This is a genomic window from Poseidonibacter parvus (genome assembly GCF_001956695.1).
Classification (GTDB): Bacteria; Campylobacterota; Campylobacteria; order Campylobacterales; family Arcobacteraceae; genus Poseidonibacter; species Poseidonibacter parvus.
The window spans coordinates 1,214,642-1,229,664 of the sequence record NZ_CP019070.1 but is presented as its reverse complement, the minus strand read 5'-3'; the positions used below and the strand labels follow the sequence as shown (position 1 = coordinate 1,229,664).

General features: G+C 26.8%; 21 protein-coding genes and 1 riboswitch. Of the genes, 11 read left to right on the top strand and 10 right to left on the bottom strand.

The annotated features are described in order from the left end of the window. Positions 1-248: 248 nt before the first annotated feature. Positions 249-659 (top strand): ModE family transcriptional regulator, encoded by a 411-nt coding sequence (locus tag LPB137_RS06125; RefSeq protein WP_076085798.1) that lies wholly within the window; start codon positions 249-251, stop codon positions 657-659. Here LPB137_RS06125 and LPB137_RS06120 read toward each other — a convergent pair. The 9 genes from LPB137_RS06120 to LPB137_RS06080 all read right to left on the bottom strand — a co-directional run bounded on the left by LPB137_RS06120 (position 656) and on the right by LPB137_RS06080 (position 7,178). After that, complete coding sequence (locus tag LPB137_RS06120) at positions 656-1,285, bottom strand: HAD family hydrolase (RefSeq protein WP_076085796.1); 630 nt, start codon at positions 1,283-1,285, stop codon at positions 656-658. The two genes, LPB137_RS06125 and LPB137_RS06120, sit on opposite strands and share 4 nt — an antisense overlap. After that, on the bottom strand, positions 1,282-2,394 hold the full coding sequence (locus LPB137_RS06115) for an aminotransferase class I/II-fold pyridoxal phosphate-dependent enzyme (protein ID WP_156981727.1): 1,113 nt from the start codon (positions 2,392-2,394) through the stop codon (positions 1,282-1,284). Before LPB137_RS06115 ends, LPB137_RS06120 begins: the two co-directional genes overlap by 4 nt. Before the next feature lie 2 nt (positions 2,395-2,396). Next, a complete protein-coding gene (locus tag LPB137_RS06110) occupies positions 2,397-2,984 on the bottom strand; it encodes a TlpA family protein disulfide reductase (protein ID WP_076085794.1) in 588 nt (195 codons plus the stop codon). A gap of 70 nt (positions 2,985-3,054) precedes the next feature. Then, a complete protein-coding gene (locus LPB137_RS06105) occupies positions 3,055-3,348 on the bottom strand; it encodes a hypothetical protein (protein WP_076085792.1) in 294 nt (97 codons plus the stop codon). A gap of 46 nt (positions 3,349-3,394) precedes the next feature. Next, positions 3,395-4,576, bottom strand: coding sequence for a hypothetical protein (locus LPB137_RS06100; protein ID WP_076085790.1), 1,182 nt, complete (start codon positions 4,574-4,576; stop codon positions 3,395-3,397). Between the two features lie 130 nt (positions 4,577-4,706). After that, positions 4,707-5,357: a DsbA family protein gene (locus LPB137_RS06095; RefSeq protein WP_076085788.1), complete on the bottom strand. Its 651-nt coding sequence runs from the start codon at positions 5,355-5,357 to the stop codon at positions 4,707-4,709. Continuing rightward, positions 5,347-5,772, bottom strand: a complete 426-nt coding sequence (locus LPB137_RS06090) for a disulfide oxidoreductase (RefSeq protein WP_076085786.1) — start codon at positions 5,770-5,772, stop codon at positions 5,347-5,349. The genes LPB137_RS06095 and LPB137_RS06090 overlap by 11 nt, the downstream gene beginning before the upstream one ends. 121 nt (positions 5,773-5,893) lie before the next feature. Beyond that, the gene (locus LPB137_RS06085; protein WP_076085784.1) at positions 5,894-6,178 is read right to left on the bottom strand and encodes a hypothetical protein; all 285 of its coding nucleotides are present in this window, start codon (positions 6,176-6,178) and stop codon (positions 5,894-5,896) included. A gap of 58 nt (positions 6,179-6,236) precedes the next feature. After that, entirely contained in the window at positions 6,237-7,178 is a 942-nt protein-coding gene (locus LPB137_RS06080) for a methyltransferase domain-containing protein (protein WP_076085782.1), read from the bottom strand. A 195-nt stretch (positions 7,179-7,373) separates the two neighbouring features. On the opposite strand from LPB137_RS06080, the gene rraA reads away from it, so the two are divergent. Next, the gene (rraA, locus tag LPB137_RS06075) at positions 7,374-7,859 is read left to right on the top strand and encodes a ribonuclease E activity regulator RraA (protein WP_076085780.1); all 486 of its coding nucleotides are present in this window, start codon (positions 7,374-7,376) and stop codon (positions 7,857-7,859) included. A gap of 52 nt (positions 7,860-7,911) precedes the next feature. Here the strand turns inward: rraA and LPB137_RS06070 are convergent, their stop codons facing one another. Continuing rightward, a complete protein-coding gene (locus LPB137_RS06070) occupies positions 7,912-8,550 on the bottom strand; it encodes an N-acetylmuramoyl-L-alanine amidase (RefSeq protein WP_076085777.1) in 639 nt (212 codons plus the stop codon). A 65-nt stretch (positions 8,551-8,615) separates the two neighbouring features. Between LPB137_RS06070 and LPB137_RS06065 the strand changes: the two genes are divergently transcribed. The 9 genes from LPB137_RS06065 to thiE all read left to right on the top strand — a co-directional run bounded on the left by LPB137_RS06065 (position 8,616) and on the right by thiE (position 15,013). After that, on the top strand, positions 8,616-8,879 hold the full coding sequence (locus tag LPB137_RS06065; protein WP_076085774.1) for a hypothetical protein: 264 nt from the start codon (positions 8,616-8,618) through the stop codon (positions 8,877-8,879). A gap of 147 nt (positions 8,880-9,026) precedes the next feature. Beyond that, positions 9,027-9,353 (top strand): DUF6172 family protein, encoded by a 327-nt coding sequence (locus LPB137_RS06060; protein ID WP_076085771.1) that lies wholly within the window; start codon positions 9,027-9,029, stop codon positions 9,351-9,353. Positions 9,354-9,386: 33 nt separating this feature from the next. Continuing rightward, positions 9,387-10,118, top strand: coding sequence for an ABC transporter ATP-binding protein (locus LPB137_RS06055; protein WP_076085768.1), 732 nt, complete (start codon positions 9,387-9,389; stop codon positions 10,116-10,118). Next, positions 10,115-10,861 (top strand): ABC transporter permease, encoded by a 747-nt coding sequence (locus tag LPB137_RS06050; protein ID WP_076085765.1) that lies wholly within the window; start codon positions 10,115-10,117, stop codon positions 10,859-10,861. Before LPB137_RS06055 ends, LPB137_RS06050 begins: the two co-directional genes overlap by 4 nt. Positions 10,862-10,895: 34 nt before the next feature. Next, positions 10,896-11,001: riboswitch (TPP riboswitch) on the top strand. Positions 11,002-11,080: 79 nt separating this feature from the next. Continuing rightward, on the top strand, positions 11,081-11,734 hold the full coding sequence (tenA, locus tag LPB137_RS06045) for a thiaminase II (protein WP_197682257.1): 654 nt from the start codon (positions 11,081-11,083) through the stop codon (positions 11,732-11,734). Between the two features lie 29 nt (positions 11,735-11,763). After that, a complete protein-coding gene (locus tag LPB137_RS06040; RefSeq protein WP_076085762.1) occupies positions 11,764-12,711 on the top strand; it encodes an ABC transporter substrate-binding protein in 948 nt (315 codons plus the stop codon). 10 nt (positions 12,712-12,721) lie between these two features. Then, a complete protein-coding gene (gene thiM / locus LPB137_RS06035) occupies positions 12,722-13,516 on the top strand; it encodes a hydroxyethylthiazole kinase (RefSeq protein ID WP_076085759.1) in 795 nt (264 codons plus the stop codon). A gap of 29 nt (positions 13,517-13,545) precedes the next feature. Beyond that, entirely contained in the window at positions 13,546-14,364 is an 819-nt protein-coding gene (gene thiD, locus LPB137_RS06030) for a bifunctional hydroxymethylpyrimidine kinase/phosphomethylpyrimidine kinase (RefSeq protein WP_076085756.1), read from the top strand. Beyond that, positions 14,357-15,013: a thiamine phosphate synthase gene (gene thiE / locus LPB137_RS06025; RefSeq protein ID WP_076085753.1), complete on the top strand. Its 657-nt coding sequence runs from the start codon at positions 14,357-14,359 to the stop codon at positions 15,011-15,013. The genes thiD and thiE overlap by 8 nt, the downstream gene beginning before the upstream one ends. Positions 15,014-15,023 lie beyond the last annotated feature (10 nt).

Sequence of the window (15,023 nt, the reverse complement as noted above, 5' to 3'; positions counted from 1 at the left end):
GCTATTATAATTTTTACATGCATTAGGTTACACGACCCTAATAAATAATAAAAACTATAAACTTGATTCTCCTACAAACATACAAGTTAATAAATAGAGTGTCTTCTCCTTTCACTCTATTTATAAAATACAATTATACAAATTTTATACAATAAAATTATAATATATTTAAATAACTAGTTTATAATATAAAGTTATCATAAGCTTGAAACTTTATAATATCACAAAATAAAAGGTTAGTAAAATTAATGGTTAAATTAGATTCAATACAAACAGACTTAGTTCTTACAAATTTAGATGAGAACGGTGCATTATCATGTTTAAAAGCTTTTAGAGTTGCTAAATTAATTGGTAAAGAACCAAAAGAGATTGCACAAATAGCTAAAGATATGAACTTTAAAATCACTAATTGTGAACTAGGAGTATTTGGAGATTTAAAATTTACAGATATGAATGATGATATTTATGATATGTTAAAATCAAATTCTAATAATTCTAAAATAGAATGCCAAGTAGCTTGGAAAATAGCTCAAGAGAAAAACCATTCAATAAATAAAATAGGCTCAACTCTTAAAAAATCAGACCTTAAAGTAACAAAATGCCAAATTGGTTGTTTTCAAGAAGAAGAAAACCATGGTTTTGTAATAGCAACAGATTAAAGAATATTAAGTAAATCTTTTAAAGTATCTATTCTATAACTTGCTTTTGAAAAATCATGAGTTAAAGTGAACTCATTTTTAACAATAACACAATCAATTCCAGCATTAACAGCAGAGCTTAGACCACGTTGTGAATCTTCTACTACAATAGCTTCAGAAGCATTTGCTTTAAACTTTTCTAAACCTGCTAAATATGGATCAGGATAAGGCTTAGCTTTAGGATAATCTTCAACACATAAAACAAAATCCATAAAATCAGTAATTCCTCTATTTTTATGAATTAGTTCAAAATCAACTCTTCTTGAAGTTGTAATAATTCCCATTTTATATTTTTTTGAAAGCTCTTTTAATATCTCTTTTACATCAGGAATCTCAATATCTCTTGTTTTAATAAATTCTTGATAATACTCATCTCTTTGAAATCTTTTTTTATCAATTACTTCTTTTGTAATTCCAGCTTCTCTTGCAACTTCCCAAGCAGTTCCACCTCTTGCCATAATTTTCATATATCTCTCAAACGTAAGCTTGATTCCAAGTTCACTCAAAGCTTTTACATTAGCTTCAAAATATAAAGGTTCAGTTTCGACTAAAACTCCGTCGTTGTCAAATAGTATAAATTTTTTCATTTACTTAAATACTCTTTCAATCTTTTTATTCCTTCTTTCATATGCTCTATATCTCTTGTATATGCAAATCTAATATATTGATTTGTTTTATTAGAACCAAAGTCAATTCCAGGAGTAGTTGCTACATGAATATTTTCTAATAACTCTTTTGCAAAAGCAAAACTATCATCACTATACTTTGAAATATTTGCCCAAAGATAAAATGCTCCATCAGGTTTAGCATCTATTTCAAAAATAGTGCTTAATTCATCATATAAGTAGTCTCTACGTTCTTTAAAAGTATTTTTGATACTACTTAAGTATTTGTCATCAAAAGCTTCTATTGCTGCGTATTGAGAAAGTGTGGGTGCAGATATAAAAATATTTTGTGCTATTTTTTCAGCTTCTCTACTTAAATTTTTGGGTACTACTATCCACCCTAACCTCATTCCAGGCATACAGTAATATTTTGAAAAACCATTTATTACAAAAACATCATCACTAAACTCTAATGCAGTATGAGCATTTTGCTCATAAGTTAAACCATGATAAAGTTCATCTGATATAAAAGATATATCTTTTTCCTTACAATAAGAAATCATTTGCTCTAAGTTTTCTTTTGAATATAAGTTACCAGTAGGATTAGATGGTGAAGAAATTTGTAAAGCTTGGATATTTTCTTTTTTTAAATGCTCAACAGTTAATTCATAATTAGAAGATTTATCAATATTCATAAAACAAGGATTAATATCTAGCATATTAGCAAAGTTTTTATAACAAGGATAAGAAGGATCCGAAAGTCCTAAGTTTTGTTTATATTTTAAAGTTAAAGTATAAGCAATTAAAAATGCACCTGAAGTTCCAGGTGTTAGTAGTATTCTTTGAGGTTCAATATCTACATTGTAGTTTTTTTTATACATTGTAGATATTTTATTTCTAAGTTCTATTAGGCCTAAACTTTCAGTGTATGAAAATCTATTGTCTTCAACAGCTTTTTGAAGTGCTTTTTTTACTTTTAAACTTGGGTTTAAATCAGGTTGACCTATTTCAAAATGAATAGTATCTTCATATTTTTGAGCCTCTCTTACTATATCCATTACAATGAATGAAGAAACATTTTCATATCTCAAATCTATTTTTTACCAATTGCCATTTTTACATACTCTTCATAAGTTTCTAACTCTGTTTCACCTAGGAATTTTTTAACAAACATTCCATCTTTTGAAAATAAAAATAGTTCAGGAATTCTTTGAACATCACCTAAATCTTTTGCAAGTTTAAAGTTTTCTTCTCCAATAGTAATTGGATAAGTAATACCATATTTCTCAATAAACTCTAAAACTTCAGCTTTTGGTTTATCTTCTTCTTTTTCAAATAGTACTGATACTATTTCAAAATCATCTTTGTATTTTTCTCTTAATTCTTTTAGTACTGGAATACCTTTAATACATGGCGGACACCATGTTGCAAAAACATCAACTAAGATTGCTTTTTTGCCTTTATAATCTTTAAAGTCAATACCTTCTTTTGTTGTAGTAAGTTCAATTATTTTGCCATCAGTAGTTGTAAGTTTAAGTGTTCTTGAAACAAACTCTTTAATAATTGGAGTATTCTTTTTTACATCTGCAACTAAGCTTTCATCAAATTCTGATTTTGAGTCACATCCTGAAAATAAAAAAATTGATGTAAGTAGTGTGAATATAATGTATTTTGTTTTCATAGTTATCCTATATTGTAAGTTTAATTATTTGAAATTATAGTAAAAATAAGTTAATAAATCATAAATGATATTAACTATAAGAAGAAAGTTCTTTTAAAAGTTTTGTAGCTTCATTTTCATTAAAAAAAAGATTCATTGATAGTTCATGATTTATTTGTTTAAGTAGTTTTATTTTTTCAACTGTTTGAGTTTCTTTATCATTCTCATATTTCTTTAGTAAGTCTCTCATTTGAATTTTATAAGCTTGTATTAACTCATCTTTTTTTACAGCAGGTTCTTTTATATTCTTTTTTTTACTTGCAGCAAAAAATAAAAAAATTGCGAAAAATATAAGAAATATTAAAATAAGTGTAAGAGTGTCCATATTTAATCTTTAAGTTATAGAAGGTGCATCTAAATGCACCTTCTATTTATTTTTGTCTTGCGATTTCTTTTGCTTCGTTTGCAATTGTTTCTGCACGTCGTGCTACTTGAAGTGCTTCTGCTATTGCTTTATTAGTCTCTTCATCTTTTTCTAATCTTTCAATTCTTTCTAAAACATTTCTATAAGATATATGTCCGATTGTTTCAAGAACTCTTGGAGATTTAATAATATGATTAATATATGTTAAATCTCTCCAATTATCTGTAATTTGGCAATCTATATGATTTGAATAATCAGATTGGATTTTTGTTTCATTTGCTACAAATGCTAAATCTAAATCAATATCTTCTGTTTTTGCAAAGAAATTATGATATAAATCTTGTAAATAAGTAGATGATTGAAGGTTTGTAATATATGAATATACAGCTTCTTTTTCATCATTTTCTAACATATAAGATAAAATTACATTAGAGATTCTATTCTCTTGGCTTGTAATTGCTTCTTTTAACTTTTCATTACAATTTTTATATACTAATCCTGATTTATCTTTTTCAAGTGCTTTTGTAAATTTGAATAAATCTAAATTATAAGAGTAAGAGAATTTATTAATTTGTTCAATAAGTGGATTTAATAATGATTCTGGATTACTTGTAGTATTAGCATAAGAAACAATACTATTAACAAAATCTACATCATTTTCATCAAAGTCTGTATTTTCACTATATGCACTAATTTCAGCACTTAAGTTTTCATCTAATAATGTTTTAGATTTTTCTTCATAGTAAGATGTTAAATCATCCATTTTATATTTTTTAGAATTCTGTGCAATTAAAGCATATTGAGCTGAAATTTGCTTATATTTATTGATTTTATCTTTAATATTAAAATCTTTTAATAAATTTAATTCTCTTTGTAGAATATCATTTTTTTGCGCATTGATACTGTTTGCTAGTCTAGGACCTCTTTTAGGTAGTTCTGTTGCAAGTTTAGTTAATGAAGAGTCGTATTCATCAAAATCATTAGAGTTTTGTATATTAGATACTAATTTTACAGCTGAAGATATTTTCATAGATCTTCTTATGAAAAATACTATAATTAGTACAATTACTAACACTACTAAAAGTGCTGCGTATACACCATTTGGATCTTGTGCATAAATTTTAGCAATATCAAAATTTGATTCTTTTGCAATTGCGAAAAATGCATTAACTTTTTCTAGAAATGACATTAAAATTCCTTTTGTTTTCTACGTTTAATATTTAATACATAGTATACATAATTTTTCTTAATATTTTCTCTATATAAAATAGGTATTTGGCCTAAAAATACCTATTTTAAAAATCTGCTACAAAAACAGACTATTTGTATATTTCTGATTCTACTAATTCGATTAATGTTGAATAAGATAATACTGCTAATTTTTTTCCATTTACAAAAATAGTAGGAGTTCCTCGTACACCTAAAGTTCTTCCATCATTAGAGTCAATATCCATCATTTCATCAAAATTTGAATTTTTAACGTCTTCTTCAACTTTTTTAATATCTATACCTTCAATTTTAGCAATATAAGTCCATAATAATCCAGGTTGAGGATTGTTATGATTTGCCCATTTATCTTGTGTAGAGAAAACTACATCTAAAGCTTCATTATATTTATTTTGTAATCTTGATGCTTCAAGAAGTTTTACAACAAATCTAGAGTTTCTGTGATTTGGTAAATATCTAATAACTAAAGAGATATCTTCGTAGTTTTCTTTATACATTCTTTTCATAATTGGATGAAATGCTGCACAAGCTTCACATTCAGGATCTAAAAATTCCACAACAACTACATTCTTTTTATTATCTCCAAACTTTGGAGAATGAGCTCTTATATAAGGTGCTCCATCTTCACTAGTAGTGACATTTTGAACTTTTTTTGTTTCATTACTTTTGTAAAGATATGTGCCTGCTATAAATGCGATTACAAGAACTAATAATGAGATTACGACAATTTTTTTATTTTTCATTTGATGAAATTCCTTTTTTTATAAATAATAATAAGATTAAAATAATTGAATAGGAAATTAATGAAAGAAAAGGAATAGTAATAAAACCAAGCCAATTAATATATTCAGTTGAACAAGGAACACCTTGAACACAAGGAACAATACTTTCAGGTATTATTTCAAACATCAGTAAATTATGATAAATAGAAAAAGACAAACCTACTAATACTATAGGCATTGCATACTTTACAATTTTATCATCTGGGTATAACATATTTACTAAAAATATTAATACCAATGGATACATAAATATTCTTTGATACCAGCACATAGAACAAGGTATAAACTCCATAACTTCAGAAAAAAATAGACTTCCTAAAGTAGCAATAGTAGCAGTTATAAACGATAAAAAAACATAAGTTGATGTTGAATTCAAATTAATTCCTATTAAAATTTTCGAAAATTATATCAGAAAAATTTCTTATTTTAGATTAGGAATTAGAGATTAATTTATTAAGATATAAGTAGAACTTATAAAAGGTGAGTCAACTCACCTTTTATGCTCCACCACCAATTTCTGAATTTAATTCAGCATGTATTTCACTTCTTGGAATTGAATCACAAAGTGCAACTGATTCATTTAAAGCTTTAAAAAATATTTCAATATTTTCATAAGGTATTTCAACTTCTGAAGTTTTAGTTTTTCCTTCTGAATAAATAGCAATACTAACAACTGGGCTAGAATATTCACCATAAGGTTTTTCAACGTGTTCTATTTTAACTGTGTCACTTGTAGAATGAGCTAACTTAAATGTTTTTACTTCTATATGTTTACATGGCATAATATACTCCTTGAATTTTTATGCAATAATTGTATCATAAATAAAAAAATAAAAAAACTTATTTCTGTTTCTTTTTAATGCAAGTTGCAGTTAAAAAGAGGTAATTCTTACCTGTTAGCGTAACTTTAAACTTTTTTTGTTGTAAATATTTTTTACAAAAATAAACATCTTTATAAAGCAAAGATTGTTCAGAATATGTATAAGTAGGATTTTTTGCACCATAAATCATATCAGCTTCAACCCATCGACAATTTGGGAAACCAAGAATAATACTTCCACCATCTTCTAAGTAATCTTGAATTAAAGACATAAATACTAATTTAAAGTTAATACTACTTGATTGTAGTGTTCCAATTGAAATAATTAAATCAGATTTCTTTAAATTTAAATCATCTAATTTATTTATATCATGTGAATAAAACTCAAAGTTTTTATTTGGAAATTTTTGTTTTGCTTGATTAATTGCACTCTTTGAATAATCAATTCCAACAAAATTAATCTTTTCAAAAACTTCAGAATAAACAATATTTTTTATGATTTCAAATTCATCTGCTTTATTAACACCAAGATTTAGTATTTGTTTTTTTTCATATACTTTTGTATGTATTAAAGCTTTTGTGTAAGGAAAAACAAAAGCTGGCTCTTCGTTTTTATTTATTTTAGAAAAGTCTGATTTTATTCCATACTTTTCATTTTCTTCATCATTTAAATCATTATGAAAAGAGCTAGAAAGATCTAGTTTCCTAAATTTTAAGCATATTGTATTTTCTGAAAGAACTATAGGTGTAAGCATTTTACAAAACATTAGTTCAGCTAAATCGGTCCATGATTTATATGACCTATAGATATATGATTCATCTAAATCAATAGTATAACCTGCATAATTATCAATTCCTAAATCTGGATTTAAAACTTCAATACTTATTATTTCATATTTTTTTAATGAAGTTTCAAAATAATGAATAATCTCATACATAGATTCATTTGTAAATTTTTTCATATAAATTCTTTATTTTTTACGAATTATATAATAGCTTTATAGTTAGTTAGTTTTAAATATTATTTTTATTAGCTTATTTATTTAGATTAATTATAAATTTTAATATTCATTTAATTTATACATTTTTTTTACATTTATTTTCACTACTATATAAATCTCAAATTCATAATTTGAGATAAAGGAAGAGGAAAAGAAATGAAAAATATACATACAGCAGATTTATGTGATGAAAATCAAGATAAAGAGATAAAAGTACTACCAACAAAATTTATAAATTATGGTGGTTTAAAAAGATTTTATGGACAAATTGAAACAATAAAACTAGATAAAAGTAATTGGCGTTTACTAGAAATGCTAAGAGATGAAGATGGAGAAGGAAAAATTGTAGTTGTAGATAATGCACAAGAATTTTTTGGAGTTGTAGGTGATAGATTAATGGCATTTGCAGCTAAAAACAATTGGCAAGCAATAATCTTAAATGGTTATGTAAGAGATACAGATGAAACTAAAAATATTAATGTAGGATTATTTGCAATTGGAACTTGTCCTTTAAGAAATTTTGAAAAAACATCTTCATCAAGAGGTGAAGAAATATGCTTTGAAGGTTTGACTTTTAATAAAGGAGATTACCTTTATGCGGATAATGATGGAGTTATTATTAGTAAAACTAAACTTATTTAGTATATAATATGAAAGAGAATAAAAGTTGAGATAAAAATCTAAAACGCGAACTTTAGTTTTTTAATCCTTTTATTTCTTTTCTCAATGCTTTCATAAACTTTTTATGAGGGTCACTTTTAATAGTTTTATAACTATTGTCTTTTTCTAACCATAATTCATGAGTCTTAAATTTTAGATATTCACTATGTGCGATTAAGTACTCAATTGTTTTATATTTTTTCTTTAAATAATTTACTAACTTAATATTAGCTTCTAACTGTTCTTTTGTTAAAGTATCACTCTTTTTTTGGCCTCCAACATTTTCAATTCCTATACTTGAATAATTTAAACCAATAACATGTCTAGCCATGTGAGTTTCATTCATAAGTGAATAAATAGTACCATCTCTAGCAACTAGAAAATGTGCAGATACATTAAGTAATGAAGCCTTTGCTATATCTTTTCTATCAATTAATAATCTTGAAGGATTAAATCTGTGAAAAGATCTCTTTAGACTATTTACAGCCGTATGATGAATTACAATCATTTTCGGAATAATATTAATATTATCAACACTTAAACCATAATGATTCTTTATATAATCTTTTGTTAAATCCATTCTCATTTTATCAAAAACAATTGGTTTTTTTATTATTTCTATAGCTTCTAAGTTTAAAAATATTGTTAAAATAAGTAATAACTTTTTCATCATTTATTGTATCTAAGCTAAACCAATATTTTTCACTATATAATTACATTTTAACTTAAGGATAATAAATGTCAGAAATAAAAGACAAACTAAAAGATTTAGTAGAAAATGGAATGATTCCAGAAGTAGAAGCATATCTTGATGATTTGCATATACTTTTAGCTGAAGGTAAACAAAGTGAAGATGACGAACTTGCTGTAACAGAAATGGAATCACTTTTAGTAGAACTTCAAAATGTACTAGCAGTTATTGAAGAAGATAAAACAGAAGATAGTGAATATCAAAGAATTTATGATTATATTTCACAAAATCTAGAAGATCATGAGCATTAGGGAATATTTAAATGGAAATAATTTACCAAATATTTGAAATAGCAATTTTAATATATTTTGTATACATGTTATATAAATTTTTAAAATGCAGATTTGGAAAATGTGATATCAACTAATGTTCAGATATAATGCGCCAAAAGGAAAGAAATGAAGAAAACATTCAAATTAAACGTTGAAAACAAACACCCAGATAGACAAATAGAAGCTATCAAACATGAAATTAGAAAATACATTAAAAGAGAAAAAAATAAGCCAAGACCTGAAGGTGTTGATTTTTGGAAATTTAACTGTAAATTTGGAAAAAATGAAGAAGAACCAAAAGTAATTGATTTTATTGATATTACAAAAAATATAGATGAAGCTTCAAATGAAAAATGTGAAACTTTATATATGGAAATTTTAAGCGTTGCTGGTATTAGAGAGCCTAAAGTTGTAAGTGATGAAACTACTGAAACAAATGAAGAAGATAATTAAAAATTATCCTCTTTATTTATAAAAAATAAAACCATGAATAATAATTTCATAGCCCAAATACAAAACCTAAACCTTGATTTCAAAGGTAAATCTCTATTTAAAAATCTTAACTTTAATATATTAGAAAATAAAAATACAGCTTTATTAGGAAGTTCAGGAGTTGGAAAATCAACACTTCTTAGATGTATTGCAAATCTTGAAAGAGAAACTATAACAAGTGGAGAAATTACACTTAAAGAAAATACAAATATAGCTTGGCTTAGTCAAGAAAATTCACTTTATCCATGGCTTAGTATTTTAGATAATGTACAACTTTTTTATCATTTAAAAGGATGTAAAACAAAAAAGACTCTACAAAAAGCAAAAGAGATTTTGGACCAAGTAAATATGTCTAAACATTTAGATAAAAAAACTTATGAACTTTCAGGTGGACAAAAACAAAGAGTAGCCTTAGCTAGAACACTTATGCAAGATTCAAATCTAATTTTAATGGATGAACCCTTTTCAGCTTTAGATGCAATTACAAAAATACAACTTCAAGATTTAACTTGCGATTTATTAAAAGATAAAACCGTTGTATTAGTAACACACGATCCACAAGAAGCAATAAAACTAGCAAATCATATTTATATTTTAGAAAATCAACCAGTAAGCATAAAAGAAGTGGCAAGTTTAGAAGGTAATTTACCTCATCAACTTTCAAATGAAAAGCTCTGGAATTTACAAGAAGAGTTAATCTCAAAATTAAAAGAAAGTAATCTATGAAAAAGCTTTTTAAAATATTACTTCCTACTATTTTTTTATTAGGACTTTGGCAAGCTCTTATTATAATTTTTGATTTACCTCATTATATGTTACCGCAACCAAAAGATGTATTTTTACAATTAATAAATCAATATGACTTACTTTTAGAACATACACAAACTACACTTTTAGAAATAATACTAGGAATAATCCTTGGATGTTTCTTTGGTCTAAGCTCTGCTTTTGCCCTACTATACTTTAAAAAAATTGAAAAATACTTACTTCCAATACTTGTAATTTCTCAAGCTATTCCTGTATTTGCAATAGCTCCACTTTTAGTTTTATGGTTTGGTTATGGCTTAGCTTCAAAAATAGTTATGACAGTTATTATTATATATTTTCCAATTACAAGTGCTTGTTATGATGGACTTAAAAACACACCAAAACAGTGGCTTGACTTAGCTCATACATATAAGCTAACACCTTTACAAACTTTGTTTAAAGTACGATTTAAAGCTAGTTTACCCTCATTAGCTTCAGGGCTTAAAATAGCAGTTTGTATAGCACCTATTGGAGCGGTTATTGGCGAATGGGTTGGTTCATCTAAAGGACTTGGATATTTAATGTTACATGCAAATGCACGAATGCAAATTGATTTAATGTTTTCTGCACTTTTTATATTAATAATACTTACTTTAAGTATCTATTTTCTAACAGATTATCTTACAAAGAAATTTATTCCATGGGCTAGTCATTTACATTAAATTGACTTAAGGTTTTTTTTGTGATAAGATTTTGCTTTAATACATAGGGAGCTTATAAATAGGCTGAGAGGGAGTTTAAAACTTCGACCTTTGAACCTGATTTAGGTAATGCTAACGTAGGGATTTGTTTTTTACAAATGTATTTTTATACTTCAATTTTTTTATCTTTTTTTAAAGATAAACTCTTCTTCTTATTTATAAACACTTATAAGGAGAATTATGACTATTACACAAAATCTTATCAAGAAATCTCAACCCTATTGGGATGATTATATTAAACATGAATTTGTTCAAAAATTAGCTTCTGGAACATTAGAGCTTAAAAACTTTCAACACTATTTAATGCAAGATTATATTTATTTATTTCATTATAGCCGTGCTTTTGCACTTGCTATGTATAAAAGTGATACTTTTGAACAAATGGAATTCTCAAGACAAGCTTTAAATTCAATACTAGATGAGATACAACTTCATATAAGTTATTGTAAGGAGTTTGGAATTGATGAAAAATCAATTTATGAACAAAAAGAATCAACGGCTTGTATAGCTTACACAAGGTTTGTACTAGATTGTGGATTAAATGGAGATTTAACACAACTTTATGCAGGTTTAATACCTTGTTTTGTAGGTTATGCAAAAGTAGCTGATTATATAACTTCTAACAATCTAAGTGTGCAAAATAATCCATATCAATCTTGGATAGATATGTACTCTTCAAAAGAGTATCAAGAAGCAGCAAAAGAAGCAACAAGTTTTTTTGAAAAACTGTGTGAAGATTTATCACAAAAACAAATGGAAAAAATAGAAGATATTTTTACAACAGCAACAAGAATGGAAATATCATTTTGGCAAATGGGTTTAGACCTATCATAAATATAAAAAACATAAGGAAATTAAATAAAATGAAAAAAATAATATCAAAAATAACACTAGGTTTATTACTATTAAGTTCAAGTGCATTTGCAGACAAAGAAAAAGTAAGTTTGCTTTTAGACTGGTTTGTAAATCCTGACCATGCAGCTATTATAATTGCACAACAAGAAGGTTTTTTTGAAAAGAATAATTTAGAAGTAGAAATTATTGAACCAGCTGATCCATCAATGCCACCAAAACTTGTAGCTGCAAAAAAAGCTGATTTAGCAGTTGATTACCAACCACAACTACAAATGCAAGTAGCACAAGGTTTACCATTAGTTAGAATTGCTACTCTTGTAAACTCACCTCTTAATAGCTTAGTTGTATTAAAAGACAGTGGTATAAAAAACATAGAAGATTTAAAAGGTAAGAAAGTAGGATACTCTGTAAGTGGATTTGAAACAGCACTTTTAGATTCTATGTTAAAATCTGTAAATTTATCAGCAAAAGATGTTGAACTTATAAATGTAAACTGGTCTTTATCTCCATCTTTAATGAGTAAACAAGTTGATGCAGTAATAGGTGCTTTTAGAAACTTTGAATTAAATCAATTAAAAATAGAAAAAGAAGAAGGAGTAGCATTTTTCCCTGAAAATTATGGTGTTCCAAAATATGATGAGCTTGTAGTTGTAGCAAATAAAGAAACTGTGTCGCAAGAAAAATATAAAAACTTTGTAAAAGCTTTACAAGAAGCTACAAAATACTTAAAAGAAAATCCTAAAAAATCTTGGGAATCATTTGTAAGTTATAAACCAAAAGAGTTAAATAATAAATTAAATACTCTTGCATGGAATGATACAATACCATATTTAGCACAAAATCCAGCTGTTTTCGATAAAGTTGTATATAAAAAAATGGCTACATTTATGAAAGAAAACAAGCTTATTAAAACTATTCCAAACTTAGATGATTACGCAAAAGAGTTATTAAAATAAAGGCTAAATAATGCAAACAGATAATATAAAAAGATTAAGACAAAATAGTCCTTTAATACATAATATTACAAATATAGTTGTAGCAAATTATGTAGCAAATGGTTTATTAAGTATGGGTTGTTCACCTATTATGTCAAATGCAATTGAAGAAATGGACGAACTACCTGCTATTTGTCAAGCTTTAGTTATAAACATAGGAACACTTACATCAGAGCAAGTAAAGTCTATGATAAAAGCAGGGAAAAGTGCAAATAAAAACAATATACCAGTAGTCTTAGACCCAGTTGGTGTAGGAGCTACTTCTTTTAGAAAACAAACTGTACAGACTTTATTAAAAGAAATAAAGTTTGATTTAATAAGAGGAAATGCAGGAGAAATAGCACATCTTGCCCAAGTTAATTGGAAGGCAAAAGGCGTTGATGCAGGAAGTGGAGAAGCCAACTTTTCACAAATAGCAAAAGATGTAGCTTTAAAATATGATTGTATTGTCTCAATTAGTGGAGAGATTGATTATATAAGTGATGGACTTAAAGTAGCAAAAATAGATAATGGAACAACACTATTCCCAAAAATCACAGGTTCAGGATGTCTTTTAAGTGCAGTTTGTGGAGCATTTTTAACACTTGGAGAAAATAGTTTTGAACTAACTGTAAGTGCTTGTACTTCTTACGCAATTGCAGGACAAATTGTAAAAGAACAACTAAATGATAATCAAACAGGACAGTTTTATATAGCCTTACTTGATAGTCTAGCAAAATTAGATGATACCACAGTAGAAAAATACGCAAAAATAAGTTTTGAATAATTGTAATAATTTAAATAAGAGGAAAAAACATGAGTAAAGTAGCACAAGCTTTAAGTATAGCAGGTTCAGATAGTGGTGGTGGTGCTGGAATTCAAGCAGATTTAAAAACCTTTCAAGAAAGAGGTGTTTTTGGAACAACTGCAATTACAGCAATAACAGCTCAAAATACAACAGGTGTATTTGATATTCATCAAATTCCTTTAGAAACTATACAATCCCAACTAAAAGCAATTGCTGATGATTTTGATATTAAAGCTTTTAAAGTAGGAATGCTAGGAAGTCAAGAAGTTATAACTTGTGTTGCAAACTGTATTAAGAAGTATGACTTTGGATATTTTGTATTAGACCCAGTGATGATATCAAAAGGTGGAGTTGCACTTTTACAAGAAAATGCAACAAAAGCTTTAAAAGAAGAGTTGATTCCTCTTTGTGACATAATAACTCCAAATTTACCTGAAGCAAAAGCCTTAACAAATATTGATATAAACGACAAACAAAGTGCAAGAAAAGCCGCTTTAAAACTTCAAGAAATGGGAGCAAAAATAGTAATCATAAAAGGTGGACATACAGATAATAGCACAAGTGAAATTTGTGAAGATTGGGTATTTACGCAAGATGAAGAGTTTACGCTAAGCGCTGTAAGATTTGATACAGTTCAAACACATGGTACGGGTTGTACTTTTAGTGCTTGTATAACAGCACAACTTGCAAAGGGAAATAGTATTAAAGAAAGTATAGTCTTAGCAAAAGATTTTATAAGTGCAGCTATTAGTAATCCTTTAAATATAGGCTCAGGACATGGACCTACAAATCATTGGGCATACTCTTTAAAGGATAAAAATGTTTAATGTTAAAGAAATGCTTGGCGTTTATTTTATAGCAGGAACACAGGATTGTCTTCACTTAGAAAATTCTGCACAAGAAAATTTACTTTATATTTTAGAAGAAGCTTTAAAGAATGGTATTACTTGTTTTCAATTTAGAGAAAAAGGTAAAAACTGTTTACAAAATGAAAGAGAGATTTTTGAACTAGCTAAAAAAGCTCAAACTCTTTGTAAAAGATATAATGTACCTTTTTTTATAAATGATAATATAGACCTAGCTTTAAAATTAAAAGCTGACGGTATTCACATAGGTCAAGATGACAAAGAGGTATGTGAAGTTGTAAAACAAATACAAGGAAAACTTTTACTAGGACTTTCTATAAATAATTTAGAACAAGCACTTCAGGCTAAAGATATTGAAGGTATTGATTATTTTGGAGTAGGACCTATATATAAAACAAACTCTAAAAGCGATGCAAAACCAAGTGTTGGACTAGATTTAATCAAAGATATTAGAAAACAAAATATCAAAAAGCCTTTAGTTGCAATTGGAGGAATACAAGAAGCACATGCAAAGAATATTTTGGAATGTGGTTGTAATGGTCTTGCAATAATTTCTGCTATTACAAAATCAAAAGATATGGAAAAAACTATACATAATTTAAAAAACTAAAAGGTATAAA